The sequence below is a fragment of the Pseudomonas sp. MYb541 genome (genome assembly GCF_037479595.1).
GTDB classification, from domain to species: Bacteria; Pseudomonadota; Gammaproteobacteria; order Pseudomonadales; family Pseudomonadaceae; genus Aquipseudomonas; species Aquipseudomonas canadensis.
Genome location: NZ_JBBGYS010000006.1, coordinates 25944 through 49186 on the forward strand (window position 1 = coordinate 25944; position 23243 = coordinate 49186).

A 23243-nucleotide genomic window follows, 5' to 3' on the forward strand; every position below is an offset into this window, starting at 1 on the left:
GGCGGCGTCATTCAATACCGAGGTTAGACATGTCCACCACCATCGCAAAAGCCAACCCCAAGGTTGGCTTTGTTTCCCTGGGTTGCCCGAAGGCTCTGGTCGACTCCGAGCGCATCCTCACGCAACTGCGTATGGAAGGCTATGACGTTGTGTCCACGTATCAGGACGCCGACGTGGTGGTGGTCAACACCTGCGGCTTCATCGATTCGGCCAAGGCGGAATCCCTGGAAGTGATCGGCGAAGCGATCAAGGAAAACGGCAAGGTCATCGTGACCGGCTGCATGGGCGTGGAAGAAGGCAATATCCGCAACGTGCACCCGAGCGTGCTGGCGGTGACCGGTCCGCAGCAATACGAGCAGGTGGTCAACGCCGTGCACGAAGTGGTACCGCCGCGCCAGGACCACAACCCGCTGATCGACCTGGTGCCACCGCAAGGCATCAAGCTGACCCCACGCCACTACGCGTACCTGAAGATTTCCGAAGGCTGCAACCACAGCTGCAGCTTTTGCATCATCCCGTCGATGCGCGGCAAGTTGGTCAGCCGCCCGGTCGGTGACGTACTCGACGAGGCCCAGCGCCTGGTCAAGTCCGGCGTCAAAGAGTTGCTGGTGATCTCCCAGGACACCAGCGCCTACGGCGTCGACGTGAAATACCGCACGGGTTTCTGGAACGGCGCGCCGGTGAAAACCCGCATGACCGAACTCTGCGAAGCCTTGAGCAGCCTGGGTGTGTGGGTACGCTTGCACTACGTCTACCCGTACCCGCACGTGGACGAGCTGATCCCGCTGATGGCCGCCGGCAAGATCCTGCCGTACTTGGACATCCCGTTCCAGCACGCCAGCCCGAAAGTGCTCAAGGCCATGAAACGCCCGGCCTTCGAAGACAAGACCCTGGCGCGTATCAAGAACTGGCGTGAAATCTGCCCGGAGCTGATCATCCGTTCGACCTTCATCGTCGGCTTCCCCGGCGAAACCGAAGAAGACTTCCAGTACCTGCTGGACTGGTTGACCGAAGCCCAACTGGACCGCGTCGGCTGCTTCCAGTATTCGCCGGTGGAAGGTGCCCCAGCCAACCTGCTGGACCTGGCCGTGGTGCCGGACGACGTCAAGCAAGACCGCTGGGAGCGTTTCATGGCGCACCAGCAGGCCATCAGCTCGGCGCGCCTGCAACTGCGCATCGGCAAGGAAATCGAAGTGCTGATCGACGAAGTCGACGAGCAAGGCGCGGTCGGCCGTTGCTTCTTCGATGCGCCGGAAATCGACGGTAACGTGTTTATCGACGATGCCAGCGGTTTGAAGCCAGGCGACAAGGTCTGGTGCACCGTGACCGATGCCGACGAATACGACCTGTGGGCTGAAAAGCGCGACTGATCGGCAACACACCAAAAAGCCCTGCATTTGATCAAGATGTGGGGCTTTTTTAGGTCTATCGTTTGCTCATCGCCAATCATCGGCAGGGGCAGCGGGCATGCGTCGGCATTCGGTTATCCACACACCTAAAACCAGCGATTATCAAAAACTGACTGAAATCTGGGAGTCCTCGGTGCGGGCCACCCACGATTTTTTGCCGGACAGCTATATCGAACGGCTGCGCAACCTGGTGCTGACTCATTACCTGGACACGGTGATGCTGATTTGCACCAAAGACCCGCACCAACGCATCACCGGGTTTGCCGGTGTCGCCGCTGGCAAGGTCGAGATGCTGTTTATCGACCCGCAGCACCGGGGCCAGGGCCTTGGCCGGCAACTGCTGCGTTATGCGGTCGAGCATTTGCACGCCGACGAGCTGGAAGTGAACGAGCAGAATCCCCAGGCACTCGGCTTTTACCTCAAGCAAGGCTTCGAGGTGATCGGACGTACGGAGCACGATGGGCTGGGCCAACCGTATCCGTTGCTGCACATGCGTTTGCGCTCTTCTGTGGGAGCTGGCTTGTCGGATCCCACAAAAAGCCACAGCACTGAAATGGGGCCGGGATTAACCGCGCCCACACAGGTACAATAGCCGCCCCCTTTTGCTACGGCCCTTGTCATGACTGACCCCATACGCCTCTCCAAACGCCTAATCGAACTGGTCGGTTGCTCCCGTCGGGAGGCTGAGCTGTTTATCGAAGGCGGCTGGGTCTCGGTGGACGGTGAAGTGATCGACGAACCGCAGTTCAAGGTCACCACCCAGAAGGTCGAACTCGACCCGGACGCCAAGGCCACCGCGCCCGAGCCGGTGACCATCCTGCTGCACGCCCCCGCCGGCGTGGATGCCGAAACGGCCATGGTGTCGATCAGCGCCGATACCCTCTCGGAAGAACACCGCTTCGGCAAGCGCCCGCTCAAGGGCCACTTCCTGCGCCTGACCGCCAGCGCCGACCTGCAAGCCAAGGCCAGCGGCCTGCTGGTGTTTACCCAGGACTGGAAGATTCTGCGCAAGTTGACCGCCGATGCTGCCAAGATCGAGCAGGAATACGTGGTGGAAGTCGAAGGCGACATGGTTGCCCACGGCCTCAATCGCCTGAACCACGGCCTGACCTACAAAGGCAAAGAGCTGCCGGCGGTCAAAGCCAGCTGGCAGAACGAAAACCGCCTGCGTTTTGCGATGAAAAACCCGCAGCCAGGCGTGATCGCGCTGTTCTGTGAAGCGGTTGGCCTCAAAGTCATTGCCATTCGTCGTATCCGCATCGGCGGCGTGTCCATCGGCAAGGTGCCGGTTGGCCAATGGCGTTACCTGTCCGGCAAAGAAAAGTTCTAAGCCGCCGCCCTTTTTCCCGACACCGCCTCTTTTGCGCGGTGTCCTCAGTTGAATACCAGGATTGCCCACCATGATTCACAATGACGTACTGCGCAGCGTGCGCTACATGCTCGACATCAGTGACAACAAGATGGTCGAGATCATCAAGCTCGGCGGCATGGACGTAACCAAGGACGACCTGCTGACCTACCTCAAGAAAGATGAGGAAGAAGGCTTCGTGTTCTGCCCGGATGACGTCATGGCGCACTTCCTCGACGGCTTGGTGATCTTCAAGCGCGGTAAGGACGAAAGCCGTCCGCCGCAGCCGATCGAGACCCCGGTGACCAACAACATCATCCTCAAGAAGCTGCGCGTGGCCTTCGAACTGAAGGAAGATGACATGCACGCCATCCTCAAGGCCGCCGAGTTCCCGGTGTCCAAGCCTGAGCTGAGCGCGCTGTTCCGCAAGTTCGGCCACACCAACTACCGCCCGTGCGGCGACCAGTTGTTGCGCAACTTCCTCAAGGGCCTGACGCTGCGAGTTCGTGCGTAAGCCATGAGTTACAACGTCTCGCCCGTCGGCTTCGTGCGCTCCTGCTTCAAGGAGAAGTTCGCCATCCCACGCCAACCTCAGTTGGCACCTGCCGCCCGTGGCGTGCTGGAACTGGTGGCGCCGTTCGACGGTGGCGAAGCCGTACAGGGCCTGGAGCAGGTCAGCCATGTGTGGTTGCTGTTCCTGTTCCACCAGGCGCTGGAAGACAAGCCACGCCTGAAAGTGCGCCCGCCGCGCCTGGGTGGCAACACGTCCATGGGCGTGTTTGCCACCCGCGCCACCCACCGACCCAACGGCATCGGCCAGTCAGTGGTCAAGTTGGACAAAGTTGAGCCGGGCCGGCTGTGGATCTCCGGGATTGATCTGCTCGATGGCACGCCGGTGCTGGATATCAAGCCGTATGTGCCGTATGCCGACATGGTCGACACGGCGACCAACGACATCGCCAGCGCCGCGCCACAGCTGATTCCGGTGCAATGGCTCAAGACAGCGCTGCAGCAGGCACAAGGCCACGCTCAGCGCCTGGGCGAACCATTGGTGGAACTGATTGATCAGTGCCTGGCACAGGATCCACGGCCGGCGTATCAGACGCCGGGGCCGGAGCGGGAATATGGCGCGCAGTTCTGGGATGTGGATGTGCGTTGGCACTATCCCGAGCCTGGGGTGATTTGTGTACTGGAAGTACTCCCAGCCCACTGAAGAAACCGGAAACAAAATGTGGGAGCGGGCTTGCTCGCGAAAGCGGTGTATCAGTCAATAACTCTGTCGACTGACACTCCGCTTTCGCGAGCAAGCCCGCTCCCACATTTTTTAGATCTGTGTTGTTACTGACCCAGCATTACTTCTCGACGAATGCGCGTTCGATCAGGTAGTCACCTGGCTCACGCATGCGCGGCGAAACTTTCAGGCCGAAGCTGTTCAACACTTCGCTGGTTTCGTCCAGCATGCTTGGGCTGCCGCACAGCATGGCGCGGTCGTCTTCAGGGTTGATCGGCGGCAGGCCGATGTCGCTGAACAGCTTGCCGCTGCGCATCAGGTCGGTCAGGCGGCCTTCGTTTTCGAAAGGCTCGCGGGTCACGGTCGGGTAGTAGATCAACTTGTCACGCAGGGCCTCGCCGAAGAATTCGTTCTGCGGCAGGTGCTCGGTGATGAATTCGCGGTAGGCGACTTCGTTGACGTAACGCACGCCGTGGCACAGGATCACTTTTTCAAAGCGCTCGTAGGTTTCCGGGTCCTGGATTACGCTCATGAACGGAGCCAGGCCAGTACCGGTGCTGAGCAGGTACAGGTGTTTGCCCGGCTTCAAATCGTCAAGTACCAGGGTGCCTGTCGGTTTTTTGCTGATGATGATCTCGTCGCCTTCCTTCAAGTGCTGCAATTGGGAAGTCAGCGGGCCATCCGGGACCTTGATGCTGAAAAACTCCAGATGCTCTTCCCAGTTCGGGCTGGCAATGGAGTAAGCGCGCATGAGCGGGCGGCCGTTGGGCTGTTGCAGGCCGATCATCACGAACTGACCGTTCTCGAAGCGCAGGCCCGGATCGCGGGTGCACTTGAAGCTGAACAGAGTGTCGTTCCAGTGATGAACACTGAGGACACGCTCGTGGTTCATGTTGCTCATGTACGGGGGACTCCTGGAAATGGGTCTGCGCCAAAGATGGGATGCGCAATTGCACAGCATTCTAATGGCGGCGACAATATCTGTTAACTGGATTATTAAGATAAGGGTTATCGGTTATATCGATATGCGATTTACTCTCCGTCAACTGCAAGTCTTCGTCGCCGTCGCCCAGCAGGAAAGCGTCTCGCGCGCTGCTGGCCTTCTGGCCTTATCTCAATCCGCCGCCAGCACCTCGATCACCGAGCTGGAGCGCCAATCCAGCTGCCAATTATTCGACCGCGCGGGCAAACGCCTGAGCCTCAACGCCCTCGGTCATCAGCTATTGCCCCAGGCGGTTGCGCTGCTCGACCAGGCCAAGGAGATCGAGGACCTGCTCAACGGCAAGTCCGGCTTCGGTTCCCTGGCGGTGGGCGCCACCCTCACCATTGGTAATTACCTGGCGACCCTGTTGATCGGCAGCTTCATGCAGCAACACCCCGAGAGCCAGGTGAAGCTGCATGTGCAGAACACTGCGCATATCGTGCACCAGGTGGCGCACTACGAAATTGACCTGGGTCTAATCGAAGGCGACTGCAGCCACCCGGATATCGAGGTGCAAACCTGGGTGGAGGATGAGCTGGTGGTGTTTTGCGCGCCGCAGCATCACCTGGCCAAACGAGGCATGGCAACCATGGACAAGTTGACCCAAGAGGCGTGGATCCTGCGAGAACAGGGCTCAGGTACTCGCCTGACCTTTGACCAAGCCATGCGCCATCACCGTAGCGCGCTGAATATCCGCCTTGAGCTGGAGCACACTGAGGCGATCAAACGCGCGGTGGAGTCAGGATTGGGGATTGGCTGCATTTCGCGGCTGGCGCTACGCGACGCATTCCGGCGTGGCAGCCTGGTGCCGGTGGAAACCCCGGACCTGGACCTGGCCCGGCAGTTCTACTTCATCTGGCATAAACAGAAGTACCAGACCTCGGCAATGCGCGAGTTCCTGGAACTATGCCGCGCCTTCACCGCCGGGGTTCAGCGCAGCGACGAGATCGTGCTGCCGAGCATTGCCTGAGGCTTAGATCAGGATCACGGCCCAGACCAGGGTGATCATGGTCAGTGCGACGAACTGCGCAGCGCTGCCCATGTCCTTGGCGTTTTTCGACAGCGGGTGGCGGTCCAGGGAGATGCGGTCGATCGCCGCTTCCACTGCCGAGTTAAGCAATTCGACGATCAACGCCAGCAGGCAGACCGCGATCAGCAAAGCACGCTCGACCCGGCTGACATTCAGGAAAAAGCTCAACGGGATCAGGATCACGTTAAGCAACACCAACTGGCGGAACGCTGCCTCGCCAGTGAACGCCGCGCGCAGGCCATCCAGCGAATAACCCCCAGCATTGAAGATACGTTTGATACCGGTTTGACCCTTGAAAGGCGACATAGACGTTGGCAACTGAACTAAAAGGAGTGGGAAAACTAGATCACGCAAAGTCAAAAAAGCGTGAATCGGTAGCCGCTTAATGCTGCGAAATTGACTCAAGTTGTTGCAAGAGCAGCGCCGCCTGGGTGCGCGTACGCACGCCCAGCTTGCGGAAGATCGCCGTAACGTGGGCCTTGATCGTCGCTTCCGACACGCTCAACTCGTAGGCAATCTGTTTGTTCAACAAGCCTTCGCAGACCATGGTCAGCACCCGGAACTGCTGCGGTGTCAGGCTGGCAAGACCATCACGGGCGGCCTTGGCTTCGTCGGACACGTTGATTTCTTCAAACGCTTGCGGCGGCCAGGACACATCCCCATCCAGCACGGTGCGTACAGCCTTCTGGATATCTTCCATCGCACTGGACTTGGGAATGAAACCGCTGGCGCCAAACTCCTTGGAGCGCACCACCACGTCGGCTTCTTCCTGGGCAGAGACCATCACCACGGGAATCTGCGGGTATTGACCGCGCAACAACACCAAACCTGAGAAACCGTAGGCACCGGGCATGTTCAGGTCGAGCAGCACCAGGTCCCAGTCGGATTTTTCGGTGAGGCGGGCTTCCAGCTCGGCAATACTGGCCACTTCGACCAGGCGGACGTCCGGCCCAAGGCCCAAGGTCACGGCCTGGTGCAGCGCACTGCGAAACAACGGGTGGTCATCGGCTATCAGGATTTCGTATGTGGCCATTGATTAAATGATCCTGTTTTTTAGGGGTGCCCTGATCGGCGCCCAGCATGCCCAGCGTAGCCTGGAGGGTCAAGCGCTACGCCCGTGGGCATTTTAGCGGGTTGCGGGTTCGTGGTGCCATCATGCAAACGTCGTCTGGTTACACCTTCGGAATATAGGGAGCAAGACGCGCATGAACTGTGTCCGCCGGATCCAGAGGCATCTGGAACTTGGCGGCCAGGTAATGAGTACTGAAGACATCCAGGTAGGCATCCAGGACTTCACTGGCCACCCGATCATCGGCCAGTTCCAGACACAGCGCGGCGACCTCGGCGGTGCAAAAATGATCATCGCGTTTGGAACGACGCAGTTTGTAGCGCGATAGCTGCTCGGGCGCCAGGCTGAGCACCGGCAAATGCTCCAGGTAGGGGCTTTTGCGGAACATCTTGCGCGCTTCACTCCAGGTGCCATCCAGCAGGATGAACAGTGGGCGCTTGCCCTCCTCCACCTTCACTTCGCTGACAACACGCTGCGGCGCGACGAATTCGCCGGGGAACACGATATAGGGTTGCCACTGCGGGTCGGCCAGCAAGGTCAGCAGTTCAGGATCGACTTCGGTGCGCGACCAGGCGAACGCCGTGGTGTCATCAATCACATCGGCGATCAGCCACCCGGTATTGCTGGGTTTCATGGGTTCCACGTCATGCATCAGCAGGCACATCGCTGAGGTGGCGGCGACTTTTGGTCGCCAGGCACACAAGCAGTACTCAGGAATGACACGGCAGCCGGGGCAGCGCTCGGCACGCGAACCACGATTGAGGAACGGACGGACGGCACGGGCCAGGCGCTGGGTGCGCAGGCGGGACACGGCGTGGCTCATCGGATGCGCCGGTGGGACGGGTAAATCGACACGGTGAAAACTCGTGGACGGCTGAGGTGGCGGCAGTTTACCAGCGATACGCCTGGCTGTAGTGGCAAGGGCTCACCTATAATTGCGCGCCACTGAACGCACAGCGCAGTGGCTGGTCTATGCACCAGTAACCGAATCAGGAGAGTTTCATGCTGCGTTCCATGCTGCGCCTTGTCGCCCCATCCGTCGCCCTCGCGCTGGTATTGCCCGTGTGCGCCCAGGCGGCCTCGCTGCTGGAGGCCCAAATGAACCGGAAGCTGCAAAGCGTCGCGGCTGAGAGCAACAAAGACCTGCCCCGGGAAATCGACGAAAAGACCCTGGAAGTGGCCTACACCGTTGAAGGCATGCAACTGATCGATCACCTGAGCGTCTTGCCCGACCGCGCCGAACAGATGCGCGCTAATCCCAAGGCGGTGTATTTCCAACTCGGCCAGAGCGTATGCCTGAACAAGGGTTACCGTGAGCTGATGGCCAAAGGCGCGGTGATGCGTTACGAAATCACCGAGAACAAGACCAACCGCCCTGTGGCCTCGGTAAAGTTCGTGGAAGCGGATTGCCCGGCACCGACAAAAAAGAAAAAGTAACGGCTTGACCTTCGCGCGCTGCCGTCCGGTGGCGCGTACTCCCCCGCTTCAACGCCTCCCAGACAGCTAGACTCCGTACTGAGCGACCAATAAGTGGTTGCCAGCCAAGGGTTTTCCGGCCCATGATCAAGTCATCCCGCCCATTCATCCACAGTGTTTTTCATGCTGTTCTGTAACATTTTCAGGGCAAAAGAAGGTTGCCCCCCGCGGCAAACAGCGACACAAGCAGTGTCGTAGCCTCCGGCGAAGGTGCCCTGCAAGAAGGAGAAGTTGAATGCCTTACGAACCGAATGACCGCCTGCTCCGACATTTCGAAGAACACGGCACCGACCTCACCCAGCAGGTCGACGCACAACTCCAGCTGATCGCCCCCAACAGCCCGAATATCCCCCTGTATCGCGACATGATCCTCACCGTGCTGCGCATGGCCCAGGACGACCGCAACCGCTGGAACGCCAAGATCACCCTGCAAGCCATCCGCGAACTGGACAATGCTTTCCGCGTGCTCGAACAGTTCAAGGGTCGCCGCAAGGTGACGGTGTTCGGCTCGGCACGCACCCCGGTGGAAAGCCCCCTGTATGCACTGGCCCGTGAAGTCGGCGCGGCACTGGCGCGTTCGGACCTGATGGTGATCACCGGCGGCGGTGGCGGCATCATGGCCGCCGCCCACGAAGGCGCGGGCCTGGAACACAGCCTGGGGTTCAATATCACCCTGCCATTTGAACAGCATGCCAACCCAACCATCGATGGGACAGAGAATCTGCTGTCCTTCCACTTCTTCTTTACCCGCAAGTTGTTCTTCGTCAAGGAAGCCGATGCCCTGGTGTTGTGCCCAGGCGGTTTCGGTACCCTGGATGAAGCACTGGAAGTGCTGACGCTGATTCAGACCGGCAAGAGCCCGCTGGTCCCGGTGGTGCTGCTGGACGCGCCAGGCGGCGGATTCTGGCAAGGCGCCCTGGACTTCATCCGCAACCAGTTGGAAGCCAACCGCTACATTCTGCCCACCGACCTCAAGCTCATACGACTGGTTTACAGCGCCGAAGAGGCTGTGGACGAGATCAACCAGTTTTATGCCAACTTCCACTCCACCCGCTGGCTGAAGCGCGAGTTTGTGGTGCGCATGAATCACCCGCTCAGTGAACAGGCATTGGCCCATTTGCAAGGCGAGTTCGCCAGCCTGCGACTGAGTGGAGAGTTCCGACAGCTCGCGTATACCGGCGAGGAACATGATGAGCCGAGGTTCAGCCATTTGACGCGGTTGGTGTTCAACTTCAACGGGCGCGACCAGGGCCGGTTGCGGGAGTTGGTGGATTACATCAATTTGCCGGAGAACTGGGCACAGGCCCAGGGCAAGGCGCAGCAGCGAGTGGCGCCGGAGCCGGCGTGATTTTTTGAGGGCAAAAAAAAGACCCACTATTTTCATAGTGGGTCTTTTGTTTGTTCAGAAGCTCAATCATCGATGTCCCGGCCGCTCAACAAGCGGCTGATCATCTCCATCGAAAACCCGCGATAGCTGAGGAATCGTCCCTGCTTCGCTCGTTCCCTGGCATCAATCGGAAGATGACCAGAGAACTTGCGCCGCCAGGTGTCCTCCAACTGCGCCTGCCAACTGATCCCGCACTCGCGCAGGGCAAGATCGATATCAGCGCGTTGCAGGCCACGCTGGCTCAGCTCTTCGCGAATACGCGCCGGGCCGTAGCCGGAGCGGGCTCGGTAGGAGATAAAACTTTCGAGGTATCGGGCTTCGGAAAGCAGCCCCTCTTCCGTCAGGCGGTCGAGGGCGGTTTCGATCATCTCGGGCTCTGCGCCGCGCTGACGCAATTTACGCGTCAGCTCGACTCGACCATGCTCGCGGCGAGCGAGCAGGTCCATTGCAGTGCGCCGAACGGCGACGAGTGTATCCAGCACAACTGTCATCGTGTGCTTCAGATGTCGGTGTCAGCTTCTTCCACTTCTTCAACCGGCTCGCGATTGGCGGCAGCTTTCACGTCTGGAGCGGCAGTCAGCAGCTTGTCGCGGATCTGCTTTTCAAGCGTGGCAGCGATATCCGGGTTGTCTGCCAGGAACTTGGCCGAGTTGGCCTTGCCTTGGCCGATCTTGCTGCCGTTGTAGGCATACCATGCACCGGATTTCTCGACGAAACCGTGCAGCACACCCAGGTCGATCATCTCGCCGTTCAGGTAGATGCCCTTGCCGTAGAGAATCTGGAACTCGGCCTGGCGGAAAGGCGGGGCCACTTTGTTCTTCACGACTTTAACGCGGGTTTCACTACCTACAACCTCGTCACCTTCTTTCACCGCGCCGGTACGGCGGATGTCCAAACGGACCGAAGCGTAGAACTTCAGCGCGTTACCACCGGTGGTGGTTTCCGGGCTGCCGAACATCACGCCGATCTTCATACGGATCTGGTTGATAAAGATCACCAGGCAGTTGGCGTTCTTGATGTTACCGGTGATTTTACGCAGCGCCTGGGACATCAGACGGGCTTGCAGGCCCACGTGCATGTCACCCATTTCGCCTTCGATTTCAGCCTTGGGCACCAGGGCGGCCACGGAGTCGACCACGATCACGTCGATGGCGTTGGAGCGCACCAGCATGTCGGTGATTTCCAGGGCTTGCTCACCGGTGTCCGGCTGGGAAACCAGCAGGTCGTCAACGTTGACGCCCAATTTGCCGGCGTACTCAGGGTCCAGGGCGTGCTCGGCGTCGACGAACGCACAGGTGGCGCCCATTTTCTGCGCCTGGGCAATCACCGACAGGGTCAGGGTGGTTTTACCGGAAGATTCAGGACCGTAGATTTCAACGATACGGCCTTTTGGCAGGCCGCCAATGCCGAGCGCGATATCCAGACCCAGAGAGCCCGTGGAAATAGCCGGGATCGCCTGACGGTCGTGATCGCCCATACGCATTACGGCACCCTTGCCGAATTGACGTTCGATCTGACCCAGGGCCGCAGCCAAGGCTTTCTTCTTGTTGTCGTCCATTAAAGTCCTCACGTAATCAATAAGGCCGGGGCGGCCAACACCTGTATAAGTAGACAGTATTGTTCCACAAAGATCGGAGATCGCCTACCCCTGATTTTCTATTTCTGCTGCAGCTCGTCGCAACAAGCCCTCTAGCGCGGCCTTTACCGTTTGTCGGCGGACCTCGTCGCGGTTGCCAGGGAAGTGCTGCAGCTCAGCCGTCAGCTCATCGCCCACGCCAAAGGCCAGCCATACCGTACCCACCGGTTTGTCCGGCGAACCACCGTCCGGCCCTGCCACACCACTGACGGCGACAGCAAACCGCGCCAGGCTTTTTTCCTGGGCGCCACGGACCATTGCCTCCACCACTTCCTGGCTGACGGCCCCGACTTTTGCAAACAATGTCTCCGGCACATTCAATTGCCGGGTCTTCTGCCGATTGGAATAGGTGACATAGCCCGCCTCGAACCAGGCTGAGCTGCCCGGAATTCGCGTAATGGCCTCCGCGATACCGCCGCCGGTGCAGGACTCGGCCGTGGTGACATGGGCGTTGAGCACCTGCAGGCGGCGGCCCAGTTCGGCAGCCAGTTGAGTGATTTCCTTCACGGTTGTCTCCAGTCGTGGGCGGGGGTTCGCCTACCCTACAGGAGACAATCTCACACGCAAGTGACGGACTGTCTCAAGACACTAACGGGCGACGGCTCGCACATACGCCTGGCTGGCACGCAAGGCAATCAGGGCGCTGTCGCCGTCGTCGGTGATGCGGATAATTCGCTGAGCATGCGCTGGGTCAAGTCGGGCTCGCGGGGCTGCATGAACCACGCTGCCGGCGGCGGTGGCGGCCGGCATTGGGCAGCCACTGGAAGCGTCGAGAAGGACTGACAGCCGCACATCAGCAGTGGCAATGCGGTCACGCAAAGCTGCTTGAGTACGTTGGGCATCGCTCAACTCCCGGGCATGTTGTTGGTCGATGGCACTGAGCTGTTGCTCAAGGGCCAGCCACTTGTCTTGTTCGGCCTGCTGTTGCTGCAGGGCTGCCTGGGTCTGTATTGCTGACAAGTGTTCAATCTGCGCCCCGTACCGCCACGCCTGCACCTGCCAGACAACAGCCAACAGCACGCATACGCCAAGCACACCTAGGAAACGCATAGCACCGCCTTGGCCCGCGCCCACAACTGCAAACGGTCCTCCAGGCCATTGAGCCCGCCGTTGATACGCCGGGTGATGGTGGTGAACTGGTCCTTGTCGGCGAGTTCATTCAAGCCATTGCTTTGCCAGAACCAGGCGGCGGATTCACAAGCCCATTGCGGTTGCTCCAGTAATTCGGGTTGTCGCAGCAAGCGATCATCGCCGAACAGCACCTCGCTGCAGGCCAGGTAGTTGCGGCGACCGGTGATCTGGATCAGCCCCCGGCCCCTGTACTTCTGGCCGTCGCCGTCCGCTTCAGGGGTGTTGCCCAGGCGTGCGGCCAGGGTGCCGGTGTCGTACTTGCTCAAATAAGTATCGCTGCCGAGTTCGCGCACGTAGCGCAGTTCGCCGGACTCGTGGCCGATCTGCGCGAGAAAAGCAGCAGCGCGCAGTACGCTGTTGATTTCGTACCGAACAAAAGTCGCATTCAGCGCGGTTGAAAAAAGGCCCGCCATACGGCGAGCGCCTGGCATGATTTGAATCAATTGAGGCTGCGTTATCAACACCACAGTCACCTTGAAAGCCCCCCTAGGTAGACAAACCAACGTCCGTGTTGGAACTGCGATAGGCACTGACCATTCCAGCCAGGTGCAACGAACTCGCGCCCCCAGTGATTAAGAAGATCACCCAGGTACGCCAATTCGCCAGGTCGTCCTTGTGCCACCAACTGGCGATCACCGCCCCAACGAGGCCCGCAATCAACAATTCGAACCTGTCGATCTTGTCGAGCAGGCGCTGTAAATACTCCATGCGCTCGACTCCGTGGGGCATGACTTGAATTGGAACGGCCCCAGCAGCACTCCCAGCTCGGAGCAATGGGTGTGGTGGAGCCGAAAACGAAAAGGCCCCGATCATGTCGAGGCCCTGAATAGGTGCGCGGTCTTTCCCGCAGTCAGCCAAAGATCAGCCCAGCGTCGACGCCCCAATGCATCGATCTCGCCAATCCAGTCTCGCGCCACTCTGGAAGTCTGGTGTGAACAGAGCGCACGGGCTTCCGGTTTTTTTCCGTAGCGCTGCACTACCGGCTTATCAGCGTCCAGGCATCCCCCGAAGGGCCACCCTGGCTGTGGCGAGCCTGAATCAGAAATGAAAAAGCCCAGCGCGACGGCTGGGCTCTATTACGCAAGGAGATAGAAGATCATGGAGTCCAGTAAGCAATCTTGCCGCTTGCACCAACAGCTACAAAATTGCCGTTGCCGTAGGCGACGCTCCGGATATCGGCTCCTGCGAAAGTGTTGGCTTGCTGAACCCAGCCGATCCCATCCTCGGAAACGGCTGTCTTGCCGCCGTCGCCGACAGCTACATACTTGCCATTACCGTAAGCAATATCGCGGATGATGGTTCCACCGAAACTGGTATCTCCTACAGCAGTCCAGGTAAGCCCATCGGATGAATATGCCATCTTGCCATCCGCACCAACGATAAACATTTTCCCGTTGCAAAGCTTCATGGAAAGGATGGTGCTAGTGCCGAAGGTGCTGGTTCTGGTCGCGAATGATTGCGAATCATTCGTCGCCATCTTCACAGCGCTAAGCAGCTTCCCATTCGATCCCGCAACCAACACAAAAACGCCAATGACGTTGACGCAGTACACAGTCTCGCCAGAAGTGAAGGTCGTAGTGCGCTCCACCTGGCCTGACCAATCGCCATAACGGGAAAAGACTTTACCGTTAGACCCAACCAGTATCCAGGTCGTGTTGCTGCCGTTAATTGGTTGATAATACACAACGCCTTGCAAGTCTCCGGACGCGCGAACAGTTGCCGTAATGTCTGTCCAAGCCCTTTCAGGGCGTGCTGTGCTGCCGTAGACCACATTGCCGGATTGAGAAAGGGCTTGAAGCTGTGTCCCAAGACCGTTCCAGTACAGGTCGTTGAGGACCTTTCCGCTATCAGAGGTGACGACGTCCTTAAGCTTGGTCCACGCTGTACCAGTCGCGCCTCCGCTGACAACCTGAGTGGTTGTGGGAAGACCGTTGCCACCAGCCGCATAAAACTTGCCGTCCGCAAAAACCACGCGCCTAAGCATGCCGGTGTTATCCACCGGTTGTACTTGAGTCCAAAGATCTTGCAAGGTTTGAGACGCTGAATTTGCGTTTTCCATTTTAAACTCCGTTACTGAGCTGATTTAAGTTCAGGCCTCTATATTGGGCGTATGGCGCTCATGGGCGATTGCTCGAGGCTCGCGGCCTTCACATGATTCAGCGTCCCACATCGGGAACATTTGATCTGGAGCTCTGTAAACCCACCCGTACGGGCGAGAAGTCTTTTGCAGTTACCGCATCTGAATTCTTTCAACATCTGCAAATTCCTTTTACTGAACCACCTTTTCCGTGTGATTGAGTAGGAAGCGGCGTTACATTCGCCGCCCTCTCACACCCACCTACACACAGGTCCTTAGACGGCGGCATGCCTGCGGGATCTTTGAGCAAAGACAGTCCGAGGTAGAAGTTCTGGGTGAAGGATACAATCCAACTGTCATAGTCCGTTTCCGCACTGCTGAGCACGGAAGGGGCCGCGACAAGCGCAGTGGGCAAGTCGCATTGCTCGGGCGGCAAGCCCCAGCGGTTATCCAGGGCCAAATCCATCAGTCGGCTGGCCAGGTCGCAGGCGTCAAAGGGCGTCGAGCCACTGACGACCGTGGCCTTGAGTGAAACCGACAAGACATGCGCCTTGCGCCCGGCAAGGGAGCGAACGCCCGGGCCATTGCGCTCCACGCTGATCAAAATGCCGGTTTTGTCGCCCGTGTCGGAGAAGTCATGGTGATTACCGACCCGTAGTTGTGGGAACGCGCGCTTCAGCGCGTCCCCGATTGCCATGGGCAGTTGGGAAGGTTTTTCGAGAAGTGTCATCTGCTTGCATCCTTGCAGCGCTTACTGCTGATCCGGGCGAGAGTTCGAGGCCTGGTTGACCCCGATGCGCTTGGCCGCCCAGCGTTCATAAAGGCCGATGGCCACGTCCGCGCCGGCCATGGCGGTCAGGCAACCAATGGCGCCCGCAGTCCAGATCGACATGCCGGCGGCGTAGCACAGCATCAATGCCGATACCCCGCAGACCATGCACGCCCCGGACCGCAGGGCCAGGCGCCGGATCAGCGACCAACCACGGGCGCCCTCCTTATCGGCGCGCCACATTTCGCCGGATACACCGCCGATCAGCGCCAGTACGATTACCAGCCAGATAGGCATTTCCGCTAACGCTTGCTGCTCGTTTGTCATGTCACGCCTCCTGGCTGAGCACTACCGGCATGGGGCCGGCTCTTGGGTAAATCCATGTGTAGGTAGGCATTCCAAAAAGCCCGGTTGCCCAGGCTTTTCAGTAATGCGGTCCAAACTCGATCTTTCGGCGCTACTGGCGCGGTACGGATCTTTCCTCGATGTTTTTCCGACCACGATCCCTGTCTGCCGGATAACTGCTTTTGGTGCTTTACGCTGCACACCCGGGTCAGTTGCCAACCCTTTGAACCGTTAAGGCCGGTTCATCGCTGCCTGTTTGTTAAGCGGTGAAACTAAAGAGCGTCGGCATCCTTGCCGGTGTTGCTGGCATCCTTGCCATCGCTCGGATGGCGTCCTTGCCGGTGCTGCGTGACTTCCTTGTGTTGACTGGCAGCATCCTTGCCGCCTCCACCAGACCTTGTTGGCTGGCTTGAGATGAAGAATATGCATGTATGCATATACAGTCAATGCACAAATGCATTTATTTTCAGCGCGCAAATGCACAAACGCATTTACGTCCTTGTGGACAGCGGGTTTGGTGGTTTTTTCCAGGCGAAAAAAAGCCCGCTCGTTGGCGGGCTTTGTCTTACAGAAGAAGGTTAACGGGCGTACATACCCCACCAGAACACATGACCCAGGATGCTGATCTGCTCATCCTGGATATCCTGGAAGCTGTAGTCCTCATCCGGGTGCTCATCGCGATTGAAACTGCGCAGGCGAATCCCGGAAGGCAGGCGGTAGAGCTGTTTCACCCGCAATTGGCCGTTGTGGTTGATGGCATACAAGTCACCATCGACGATGTCACCAATGCCACTTTTGCCCGCATTCACCCCGACCGTCGCGCCATCGCGCAGCACCGGCAACATGCTGTTGCCGCGTACCGTCACGCACTTGGCCTGGTCGAACTGCACACCGTTATGCCGCAGGCTGCGCTTGCCGAACCGCAGGCTGGCTTTCTCGCTTTCCTCGATGACGAATCTTCCTGATCCAGCAGCCAATTCAACCTCGCGCAGAAAGGGGATCGACACCTCGTCATCATTAACGGGCGTGTCGTCGTCCCACAGGCTTATGTCCTTGAGTTCCGAATGCATCGGGTCGCGCCCGTCCTCCCGCGAAACGCCCACCGCCACGCGCCCGCGCAGTTGGTCGGTGCTCACGCGGAAGTACTCGGCGATGCGGGAAATGTGCTTGTCCGACGGATCAACGATCTTGCCGCTGAGGATCCGGGACAGCGTGGATTGAGGCACGCCGGTACGCCGGTGAAGCTCCGTGGGGGAGATCCGGTCGCGGTCCAGCAGTTCGCGTAAGACGATAGAAACGTTGCGTTTTTGCATAACGGGGATAGTGACGGGAGATTTCGGGGTTGGCAAATGCTAATTTGCATTATTTATGCATAATCGATGCATTTCTTGGGCCCTTTTAAGTGTGGTGATGCGGACTGCGAACCGCAGACCTCGCGTGTTAACCTTGCGCCCATCGCAAAATCGCAGGGCGGAATGCCCCACCTTTGCTCCACTCCTTTCAACGAATTTGCCTACGACCCAATGAGTAAAACCACTTCAGACCTGTCCTCCCACACCCCAATGATGCAGCAGTATGGGCTGGAAATGGTCTAGAACCACGCCATACGCGGGTTTCAGTGCAGTGCTGTCTAAAACTCTACTTTCATTTAGCGCCCTTTACACCCAATAAATGCGTGCTAGGTTGAGGTAGTTTTAGACAGGCATAACGACGATGAACGACACTCAAAAACTTGTAGAGATGAGCCTCCCGCCGCTGATCCAGAGCCGGGCAACGTCCCACCTCGAACGCATCGCCAGGGCGTCCGACAATAAGTCTCGTACGCTAGCGGGAGAGCGTGCTGCCGGGTTCGTCGAAGGGCTTGAAGCAGCACGCGCTCTGACGCCGGCCACGATAGAGGCGTTATTCCTGATTTTCGATGACGCTACGGATTCACATCCTGCGCGGTGAGCCCTCTTCCCATCAGGGTTTACCAGTTCATGATCGCCAGCTCGCCCGTCACAGCCGCCCTCCCTTTCCGGGGATTGGCGGTGCTGTAACGAATATCCATCGTTTCCAAGCGGAAACCATCGAACACCCGCCGGATACCTGGGTGATCATTGATGCTTACCATGACCTTGCCCTTGCAAGTCCGCATGAAGTCGGCCATCCGCTCGTACTCCTCGAAACCAAATTCCCCGCCGTACCCAGCTGTCTGCCAGTAAGGCGGATCCATATAGTGAAAGGTGTGAGGCCGATCGTATTTTTCGGCGCACTTCAGCCAGGGCAGGTTCTCAATGTAGGTTCCGGCAAGGCGCTGCCAGGCTTGCGATAAACTTTCCTCGATCCGTAGCAAGTTGATAGGCCGGCCGGTGGTTGCGGTGCCGAACGTCTGCCCTGTGGCTTTTGCGCCAAAGGCGTGATGCTGGAGATAGAAGAACCGCGCGGCTCTCTGAATATCCGTCAGCGTCTCGGGGGCCGTCATCTTTTGCCACTCGAAAATCTGCCGGGAGCTGAGCGCCCACTTGAACTGGCGCACGAACTCCTCCAGGTGGTGCTGGACGACGCGGTACAGGTTCACCAGGTCGCCGTTGAGATCGTTCAAAACCTCGACTTTTGCAGGTTCGTCTCGTTTGAAGTAAAGCGCTGCGCCACCGGCGAATGCCTCGACGTAGCATTCGTGATCTGGGAACAGCGCCAGCAGGCGCTTCGAAAGACGGCGCTTGCCGCCCATCCATGGAACGATTGGGTTTGTCATTTGCGATCCTTCGCGATTGATGTGAATTGAGAAATGCTAATTTTTTAGAACAGCGATTTAGGTCATGCCAGTGCCCGCCGCACGCCTTCGGCCAGCACCGCCTCCGGGTAGGCATATCCAGCATTCTCATGATGAATGATCGCCTTGACGAAGCCAGCCATCACCGCCGGTCGGGTCAGGTCAGGTCAACCTCAGCACCTGGCCCGGTTCCGGTGTTCGCCTCGACGGCACGCACGTAGGCGTCGGTGTCGTTCTCCGCCGACGGCGCGCACCGGCTTATGATCGCCTTCACCGTCTTCAAGCCTGGGATGCCGCATAGGAAACGCTCAAGGCCTTTAATATCAAGGCCTTAAGCCTGAAAGTACCCTCCAAAAACACCATCTTTTGCGACTCTTCTAAACCCAATAAACATTGGTCCAAACGGTTGCGTTTTGGGGAAGATTTCCCCAGGGCAAATACCGCCACGGCGTCCTGCCGACGAACACCACTCCCAAATACGCAACACCTCGATTACTGTACACGCATACAGTATTTGAGTTTCGAAATATGAACGTTGACATGGATACCGATGACTGGCTCGGGTGCCCCACGCCCCTCGAAATGTACCAGCACCAATGCGCGCTTTTGGAGGACGAACTCATCCAGACCGAATCGATGTTGCGAAAGGCCCGCGCCAATGTGGCCGGCCTGGTGCAGATGAACGACTTGTTGGCTACCGAAAAGGCTTCGGCAGAGATGGCGCTGAAAGAGGCGCTTGATCGCATATCAGCCATGAGCAATGAAACATCTGACAATCAGAGCTTTCGCCCCGTCGACCTGATCACCCAACAGCGCGACCACCTATTCACGGAGAATCAACGGTTGCTTATGGAGTTGAAAGTACTCCGGGGGCCACTGCCCTGACGTACGCCTGGCATGCCCGTAGCGCGATCAGTCCTTGGTCACCGGAGTCGGTGATGGCGATAATTCGTTGAGCATGCGCTGGGTCAAGTTGGGCTCGACGGGCTGCATGAACCACGCCGATGGCGCCGGGGGCGGCAGGCACGTCGCAGCCACTGACTGAATCCGTAGAGTCGAGGAGGACTGACAGCCGCACATCAGAAGTGGCAAGGCGATCGCGCAGAGCAGCCTGTTTGCGTTGTTCATTGGAAAGTTCTCGGGTGTGTTGTTGGTCCTGGCCGGCGAGCTGCTGCTCAAGGCTCAGGCGCTTATCCTGCTCAGCATTTTGCTGACGCCAAGCCTCACCTGTGATTGTGTCCAGGTCCCTCTGGTGTTCGGCGCCCTGCTCCGCAAGCTGCTCAGCCAACCGCTTGCCCATGCGCCAGTCCTGCACCTGCCACGCCGCGCCGGCGGCACCGGCCATCAGCACCAGGATCAGCACCGCGAGCCCGGCCAGCTTCTGCACCGGCGTCATGCCAGCGCCCGCCGCACACCTTCAGCCAGCACCGCGTCTGGATAGGCATACCCAGCATTCTCATGATGAATGATCGCCTTGACGAAGCCAGCCATTACCGCCGGCCGGGTCAGGTCAACCTCAGCACCTGGCCGGGTGCCGGTGTTCGCCTCGACGGCGCGCACGTAGGCGTCGGTGTCGTTCTCCGCCGACGGGGCCCACCGGCTTATGATCGCCTTCACCGTCTTCAGGCCGTGCTTGCGCTGGTAGGTCAGCAGCAATTTCCCCAGGGCACGGATGCCGTTCTCCGCCGTATCGAAGCGAGCAAAGCGCTTCTCGACGGCAGGATCTGGCTTGAGCTGGCCCTGCCATTGATTGGCCGGGCTGTAGTCGATGTTGCCGGGGTTTCGGTTGCGCACCCCGCGGGTTTCGGCATTCGGCATACTTTTCTCCAGACGAAAAAAAACCGCTCAAGGCGGCTGGTGTGTTCTTTACCGGTTCAGGCTGGCTGAACTGGTCGCTTGCTCATGTCGGGGAAGTCGGGATTGTCTACTGTCCACTTGCGCAGGGCGCGCCAGTACAGCTTCCAGTCTTCTATGGAGCCAAGGATGCCTTCCTCGCCAAAGTCGATTGCTGTAACCGTCTGCTGGGCGATCGGCATTTGTTCTTCACGCCAGGCATTTTCCACCACACTCAGCTTAGCGATCAGCGTTTCCTGGGTAATTGCCCAGGTGCCATCGGCTTGGGCCGTGTAGTCCATGCTGTTATCGCCTTGTGGCCGCTCCCCTTCCATCTCGATCCAGCCTTCGTCCGGGCCTTTGTCTGTCTCGTCACCCTCGAAGAAGTTCGAGCCCACCATTGCATAAAATCGGATCATCAGATGGCCCCCTTAAGTTTCCAGACCTTTACGCGCACTGGCGCGGTGGTCAGCACTGCGCCGCTATAACCGTGACCGCCACCTGCTGAAGCACTGGGCAATGCAACCCCGCTCGCACCAGCCTGGCAGATGATCTTGTCTGTCGGCAGGATCTGCTGTGCATAGGCGCCGTAGGATGCGCCGCCGGTGCCTGCGTTGCCGTCAAGCCTTGGCTCTGACCAAATGCCACCGATGAGAATTTCCAGCACCGTGATTACATGGAACCCTGGAAACGGGTTGTCGGACGTGAATCTCGACGCCGTAACGATGTTCCCAGGTGCTGCGGCAGTACCACCATTGGGATAGATGATTGCGAAGTCGGCTACCGATGAGTCCAGCTTCGAAGAAATATTCGTACCCATCACTGTCAACTGCGCGCTTAGGCTTCCACCCGTATACAGGTTAGAAGTAATGTCGCCCGTAGAGCTGATTGACCTGCCAACGCTGAGCGTGATGCCGGCGGCGGTCACAAGAACGCCAGCCTTGGTGATCGTAACTAACGGGCCTGCTCCAGACTGCCCATACCCTGCTGAAAAATTGATGTTGCCTGATGGCTCACAGTAAATAACCCCGCGCGTGGCGGTACTACCAGACTCATTGAACCAAAGGTGAGAGTTTCCTCCGGCGGCGCCGGCCCTGATGTAAACGTTACCTCCGCTGGCAATAACGTTCGCGCCAAACTGAGCAGAGCCGGCAGCGTCCAACAGCAACCGCACAATGCCTCGGGCGTCGTCGATTATTCGGACACTGCTGTCGGTGGCATGGGTTAGTCGAACCATTGCCGTTGAGTTGGGATCGGTGACCCCCTCCCTGCGCAAGAGAACGCCGCCAGCACCGCCAACCTGAAGGGCATCTTTGAAGCGCGGCACACCTGCGGATACAGAATCAACGGTCGCCAGGAAAAGGTTTGCATTTCCCAGCTTGTCAGCCTCGGTCTTCGCCCGATCGGCTTGTGTCAGTGCATTGAACGCAGAGGTAGCCGCATTGGTCTCAGACTGTGCAGCTGCGTTCCTGGATGCCGTTGCAGACGTCGCAGCACCGCTAGCGGTGGTCGCCGAGACGCCAGCATTGGTTTCCGATGTTTTGGACTTTGTCTCGGATGCCTTGGCGTTGGTTTCTGAAGCCTTCGCCGCGGCGGCTGAGGCCTGTGCATTGGCCACTTCCTGATCCAGATCTTTGAACTGATCAGTGATGGCGCGCAGTCGATCCGCTGACTCTTTGACGTAGCCCTGCATCGGAGCAATGGTGTACACACCCGCAGCAGCTGTAGCCCCCTGGTAGTTTGGGGCGATAGAAATCGCCGTATTGCTCGCGATGTTGGTGACCTCGTACCACAGGCCATCCGGCCCCCTGAAACCATCGCCCACACGCGAGTTAGCGATGAACGCCGTGCCTGCGCCAATAACTGCGTTACTGCCGGCTGTAACGGCAACAGTTCCTGTCTTGTACCAGGCCATCTAAGCCTCCTAAGAAATTGGCTTTGCAAACATTAGCGGGAGAAAGAAACTTGAACCGTTGAAGTCGCCGATGTTTTGCAGCTGTGCAACTATTCGGTTGTTTGCATAATCCCAATAACAAGAAAGCAGCGAGAACGTATCCCCTCCGGGGATATTCATCGCTATGTTATTAATCAGCATGTAGTTCCCTGTATTTAAGGGAACACTCGCATAGAAGGTATATATCCAACGCCCTACAGATGGATTTGCTGCGCCACCATAAGCCCAGCCGGTAACGACGTCTGTGAACTGAGCACAAGGCGTTCCATTATCGAATAGTTGTTTTGCTCCTCCATCCCATAACCTGAGTCCATATTGTGCGGTTGGAGTGGACTCATAGGCGGCAACAAAAAACGAGCCAGAGCCACCGCTCGCCCCGTTGATAAAACCCGTCCAATTGCCAGGGGAGCCCTTCAGGCTTACCCATTGAAAGCCACCAGTTGAGGGCCTGACAAAAATTAACGGCGGCTCTTGCGACGTGACGACCGATGGAAAGTCACCGCCAGACGGCCCATAAATCCCTTTGTGTATTACAACCAGCCGTGAAAACTCAGAGTCAAGCGTCACAACATCTGAGTTATTCGTAAAAGTTAGTCCATAAGACATTATCTGTACCTGAATACTAGAAGTCGCTGAACTGATACCCCTATCCGGCCGGTTGGCATATTTCTGTTCCTAAACCAAACTTGAACCCCACCCGTAAGCATCTGCACATCGAACTGAGACAAACTTGCGTCTTGGCCGGACGGGTCCCCTGAGTACTGCCCATTAGGCAAACATATACCGATGTGAGTAGAGGGATTCACGCCAG

General features: G+C 58.4%; 30 protein-coding genes and 1 pseudogene. 10 read left to right on the top strand and 21 right to left on the bottom strand.

The window, feature by feature from the left end; genetic code table 11:
• Positions 1 to 29 precede the first annotated feature (29 nt).
• The 5 genes from rimO (at position 30) to tsaA (ending at position 3970) form a co-directional block, all read left to right on the top strand.
• Entirely contained in the window at positions 30 to 1370 is a 1341-nt protein-coding gene (gene rimO, locus WH299_RS05275) for a 30S ribosomal protein S12 methylthiotransferase RimO (RefSeq protein ID WP_003231334.1), read from the top strand.
• A 97-nt stretch (positions 1371 to 1467) separates the two neighbouring features.
• The gene (locus WH299_RS05280) at positions 1468 to 2001 is read left to right on the top strand and encodes a GNAT family N-acetyltransferase (RefSeq protein WP_240037304.1); all 534 of its coding nucleotides are present in this window, start codon (positions 1468 to 1470) and stop codon (positions 1999 to 2001) included.
• 27 nt (positions 2002 to 2028) lie between these two features.
• Positions 2029 to 2739 (top strand): rRNA pseudouridine synthase, encoded by a 711-nt coding sequence (locus WH299_RS05285; RefSeq protein WP_126569923.1) that lies wholly within the window; start codon positions 2029 to 2031, stop codon positions 2737 to 2739.
• 70 nt (positions 2740 to 2809) lie between these two features.
• Entirely contained in the window at positions 2810 to 3271 is a 462-nt protein-coding gene (locus WH299_RS05290) for a YehS family protein (RefSeq protein WP_016977930.1), read from the top strand.
• Positions 3272 to 3274: 3 nt separating this feature from the next.
• On the top strand, positions 3275 to 3970 hold the full coding sequence (gene tsaA, locus WH299_RS05295; RefSeq protein ID WP_038847756.1) for a tRNA (N6-threonylcarbamoyladenosine(37)-N6)-methyltransferase TrmO: 696 nt from the start codon (positions 3275 to 3277) through the stop codon (positions 3968 to 3970).
• A 139-nt stretch (positions 3971 to 4109) separates the two neighbouring features.
• On the opposite strand, the gene fpr is transcribed toward tsaA, so the two are convergent.
• Positions 4110 to 4889 carry a ferredoxin-NADP reductase gene (fpr, locus tag WH299_RS05300; protein WP_003189055.1) on the bottom strand — a complete coding sequence of 260 codons (780 nt, stop codon included), beginning with the start codon at positions 4887 to 4889 and terminating at the stop codon, positions 4110 to 4112.
• Between the two features lie 124 nt (positions 4890 to 5013).
• Between fpr and WH299_RS05305 the strand changes: the two genes are divergently transcribed.
• A complete protein-coding gene (locus WH299_RS05305; protein WP_339549763.1) occupies positions 5014 to 5940 on the top strand; it encodes a LysR family transcriptional regulator in 927 nt (308 codons plus the stop codon).
• A 3-nt stretch (positions 5941 to 5943) separates the two neighbouring features.
• Here the strand turns inward: WH299_RS05305 and WH299_RS05310 are convergent, their stop codons facing one another.
• From WH299_RS05310 to WH299_RS05320, 3 genes are all read right to left on the bottom strand, one after another.
• Positions 5944 to 6306 (bottom strand): diacylglycerol kinase, encoded by a 363-nt coding sequence (locus WH299_RS05310; protein ID WP_003172176.1) that lies wholly within the window; start codon positions 6304 to 6306, stop codon positions 5944 to 5946.
• Positions 6307 to 6382: 76 nt separating this feature from the next.
• Complete coding sequence (gene erdR / locus WH299_RS05315) at positions 6383 to 7033, bottom strand: response regulator transcription factor ErdR (protein ID WP_003189050.1); 651 nt, start codon at positions 7031 to 7033, stop codon at positions 6383 to 6385.
• A gap of 139 nt (positions 7034 to 7172) precedes the next feature.
• The gene (locus WH299_RS05320) at positions 7173 to 7892 is read right to left on the bottom strand and encodes a tRNA-uridine aminocarboxypropyltransferase (RefSeq protein ID WP_122724076.1); all 720 of its coding nucleotides are present in this window, start codon (positions 7890 to 7892) and stop codon (positions 7173 to 7175) included.
• 179 nt (positions 7893 to 8071) lie between these two features.
• Between WH299_RS05320 and WH299_RS05325 the strand changes: the two genes are divergently transcribed.
• Together WH299_RS05325 and WH299_RS05330 are read left to right on the top strand one after the other, a co-directional pair.
• A complete protein-coding gene (locus WH299_RS05325) occupies positions 8072 to 8506 on the top strand; it encodes a PA3611 family quorum-sensing-regulated virulence factor (protein ID WP_028619092.1) in 435 nt (144 codons plus the stop codon).
• Between the two features lie 274 nt (positions 8507 to 8780).
• Positions 8781 to 9893 (top strand): LOG family protein, encoded by a 1113-nt coding sequence (locus WH299_RS05330; protein ID WP_122724074.1) that lies wholly within the window; start codon positions 8781 to 8783, stop codon positions 9891 to 9893.
• A 62-nt stretch (positions 9894 to 9955) separates the two neighbouring features.
• Here WH299_RS05330 and recX read toward each other — a convergent pair whose 3' ends face one another.
• The 11 genes and pseudogenes from recX to WH299_RS05385 all read right to left on the bottom strand — a co-directional run bounded on the left by recX (position 9956) and on the right by WH299_RS05385 (position 17203).
• Complete coding sequence (gene recX / locus WH299_RS05335; protein ID WP_028619090.1) at positions 9956 to 10423, bottom strand: recombination regulator RecX; 468 nt, start codon at positions 10421 to 10423, stop codon at positions 9956 to 9958.
• Between the two features lie 8 nt (positions 10424 to 10431).
• Positions 10432 to 11490, bottom strand: coding sequence for a recombinase RecA (recA, locus tag WH299_RS05340; protein WP_003189042.1), 1059 nt, complete (start codon positions 11488 to 11490; stop codon positions 10432 to 10434).
• A gap of 84 nt (positions 11491 to 11574) precedes the next feature.
• The gene (locus WH299_RS05345; protein WP_122724070.1) at positions 11575 to 12075 is read right to left on the bottom strand and encodes a CinA family protein; all 501 of its coding nucleotides are present in this window, start codon (positions 12073 to 12075) and stop codon (positions 11575 to 11577) included.
• A gap of 81 nt (positions 12076 to 12156) precedes the next feature.
• Positions 12157 to 12618 carry a lysis system i-spanin subunit Rz gene (locus WH299_RS05350; RefSeq protein ID WP_122724068.1) on the bottom strand — a complete coding sequence of 154 codons (462 nt, stop codon included), beginning with the start codon at positions 12616 to 12618 and terminating at the stop codon, positions 12157 to 12159.
• On the bottom strand, positions 12606 to 13163 hold the full coding sequence (locus tag WH299_RS05355) for a glycoside hydrolase family 19 protein (protein ID WP_122724066.1): 558 nt from the start codon (positions 13161 to 13163) through the stop codon (positions 12606 to 12608). The genes WH299_RS05350 and WH299_RS05355 overlap by 13 nt, the downstream gene beginning before the upstream one ends.
• Before the next feature lie 58 nt (positions 13164 to 13221).
• A pseudogene (locus WH299_RS05360) lies at positions 13222 to 13407 on the bottom strand (MFS transporter); the annotation flags it as partial.
• A 388-nt stretch (positions 13408 to 13795) separates the two neighbouring features.
• Positions 13796 to 14758 (bottom strand): hypothetical protein, encoded by a 963-nt coding sequence (locus WH299_RS05365; protein ID WP_122724064.1) that lies wholly within the window; start codon positions 14756 to 14758, stop codon positions 13796 to 13798.
• A gap of 38 nt (positions 14759 to 14796) precedes the next feature.
• Entirely contained in the window at positions 14797 to 14955 is a 159-nt protein-coding gene (locus WH299_RS05370) for a zinc finger domain-containing protein (RefSeq protein ID WP_099494182.1), read from the bottom strand.
• A complete protein-coding gene (locus tag WH299_RS05375) occupies positions 14949 to 15506 on the bottom strand; it encodes a hypothetical protein (RefSeq protein ID WP_122724062.1) in 558 nt (185 codons plus the stop codon). Before WH299_RS05375 ends, WH299_RS05370 begins: the two co-directional genes overlap by 7 nt.
• A gap of 21 nt (positions 15507 to 15527) precedes the next feature.
• Positions 15528 to 15872 (bottom strand): phage holin family protein, encoded by a 345-nt coding sequence (locus WH299_RS05380; protein ID WP_068936982.1) that lies wholly within the window; start codon positions 15870 to 15872, stop codon positions 15528 to 15530.
• A gap of 596 nt (positions 15873 to 16468) precedes the next feature.
• Positions 16469 to 17203 carry a LexA family transcriptional regulator gene (locus WH299_RS05385; protein WP_016977944.1) on the bottom strand — a complete coding sequence of 245 codons (735 nt, stop codon included), beginning with the start codon at positions 17201 to 17203 and terminating at the stop codon, positions 16469 to 16471.
• Between the two features lie 400 nt (positions 17204 to 17603).
• On the opposite strand from WH299_RS05385, the gene WH299_RS05390 reads away from it, so the two are divergent.
• A complete protein-coding gene (locus tag WH299_RS05390; RefSeq protein WP_339549764.1) occupies positions 17604 to 17840 on the top strand; it encodes a hypothetical protein in 237 nt (78 codons plus the stop codon).
• 19 nt (positions 17841 to 17859) lie between these two features.
• Here WH299_RS05390 and WH299_RS05395 read toward each other — a convergent pair whose 3' ends face one another.
• The gene (locus tag WH299_RS05395) at positions 17860 to 18627 is read right to left on the bottom strand and encodes a DNA adenine methylase (protein WP_339549765.1); all 768 of its coding nucleotides are present in this window, start codon (positions 18625 to 18627) and stop codon (positions 17860 to 17862) included.
• Between the two features lie 546 nt (positions 18628 to 19173).
• Between WH299_RS05395 and WH299_RS05400 the strand changes: the two genes are divergently transcribed.
• Positions 19174 to 19530, top strand: a complete 357-nt coding sequence (locus tag WH299_RS05400) for a hypothetical protein (protein WP_339549766.1) — start codon at positions 19174 to 19176, stop codon at positions 19528 to 19530.
• Here WH299_RS05400 and WH299_RS05405 read toward each other — a convergent pair.
• The 5 genes from WH299_RS05405 to WH299_RS05425 are packed head-to-tail and all read right to left on the bottom strand — an operon-like array spanning position 19493 to position 23038.
• The gene (locus WH299_RS05405) at positions 19493 to 20041 is read right to left on the bottom strand and encodes a lysis system i-spanin subunit Rz (protein ID WP_339549767.1); all 549 of its coding nucleotides are present in this window, start codon (positions 20039 to 20041) and stop codon (positions 19493 to 19495) included. The genes WH299_RS05400 and WH299_RS05405 overlap by 38 nt on opposite strands.
• Positions 20038 to 20463, bottom strand: coding sequence for a structural protein (locus WH299_RS05410; protein WP_339549769.1), 426 nt, complete (start codon positions 20461 to 20463; stop codon positions 20038 to 20040). Before WH299_RS05410 ends, WH299_RS05405 begins: the two co-directional genes overlap by 4 nt.
• 56 nt (positions 20464 to 20519) lie before the next feature.
• Positions 20520 to 20897: a hypothetical protein gene (locus WH299_RS05415; RefSeq protein WP_339549771.1), complete on the bottom strand. Its 378-nt coding sequence runs from the start codon at positions 20895 to 20897 to the stop codon at positions 20520 to 20522.
• Positions 20897 to 22393, bottom strand: a complete 1497-nt coding sequence (locus tag WH299_RS05420; protein WP_339549773.1) for a hypothetical protein — start codon at positions 22391 to 22393, stop codon at positions 20897 to 20899. Before WH299_RS05420 ends, WH299_RS05415 begins: the two co-directional genes overlap by 1 nt.
• Positions 22394 to 22402: 9 nt before the next feature.
• A complete protein-coding gene (locus WH299_RS05425; RefSeq protein WP_339549774.1) occupies positions 22403 to 23038 on the bottom strand; it encodes a hypothetical protein in 636 nt (211 codons plus the stop codon).
• Between the last annotated feature and the right edge of the window lie 205 nt (positions 23039 to 23243).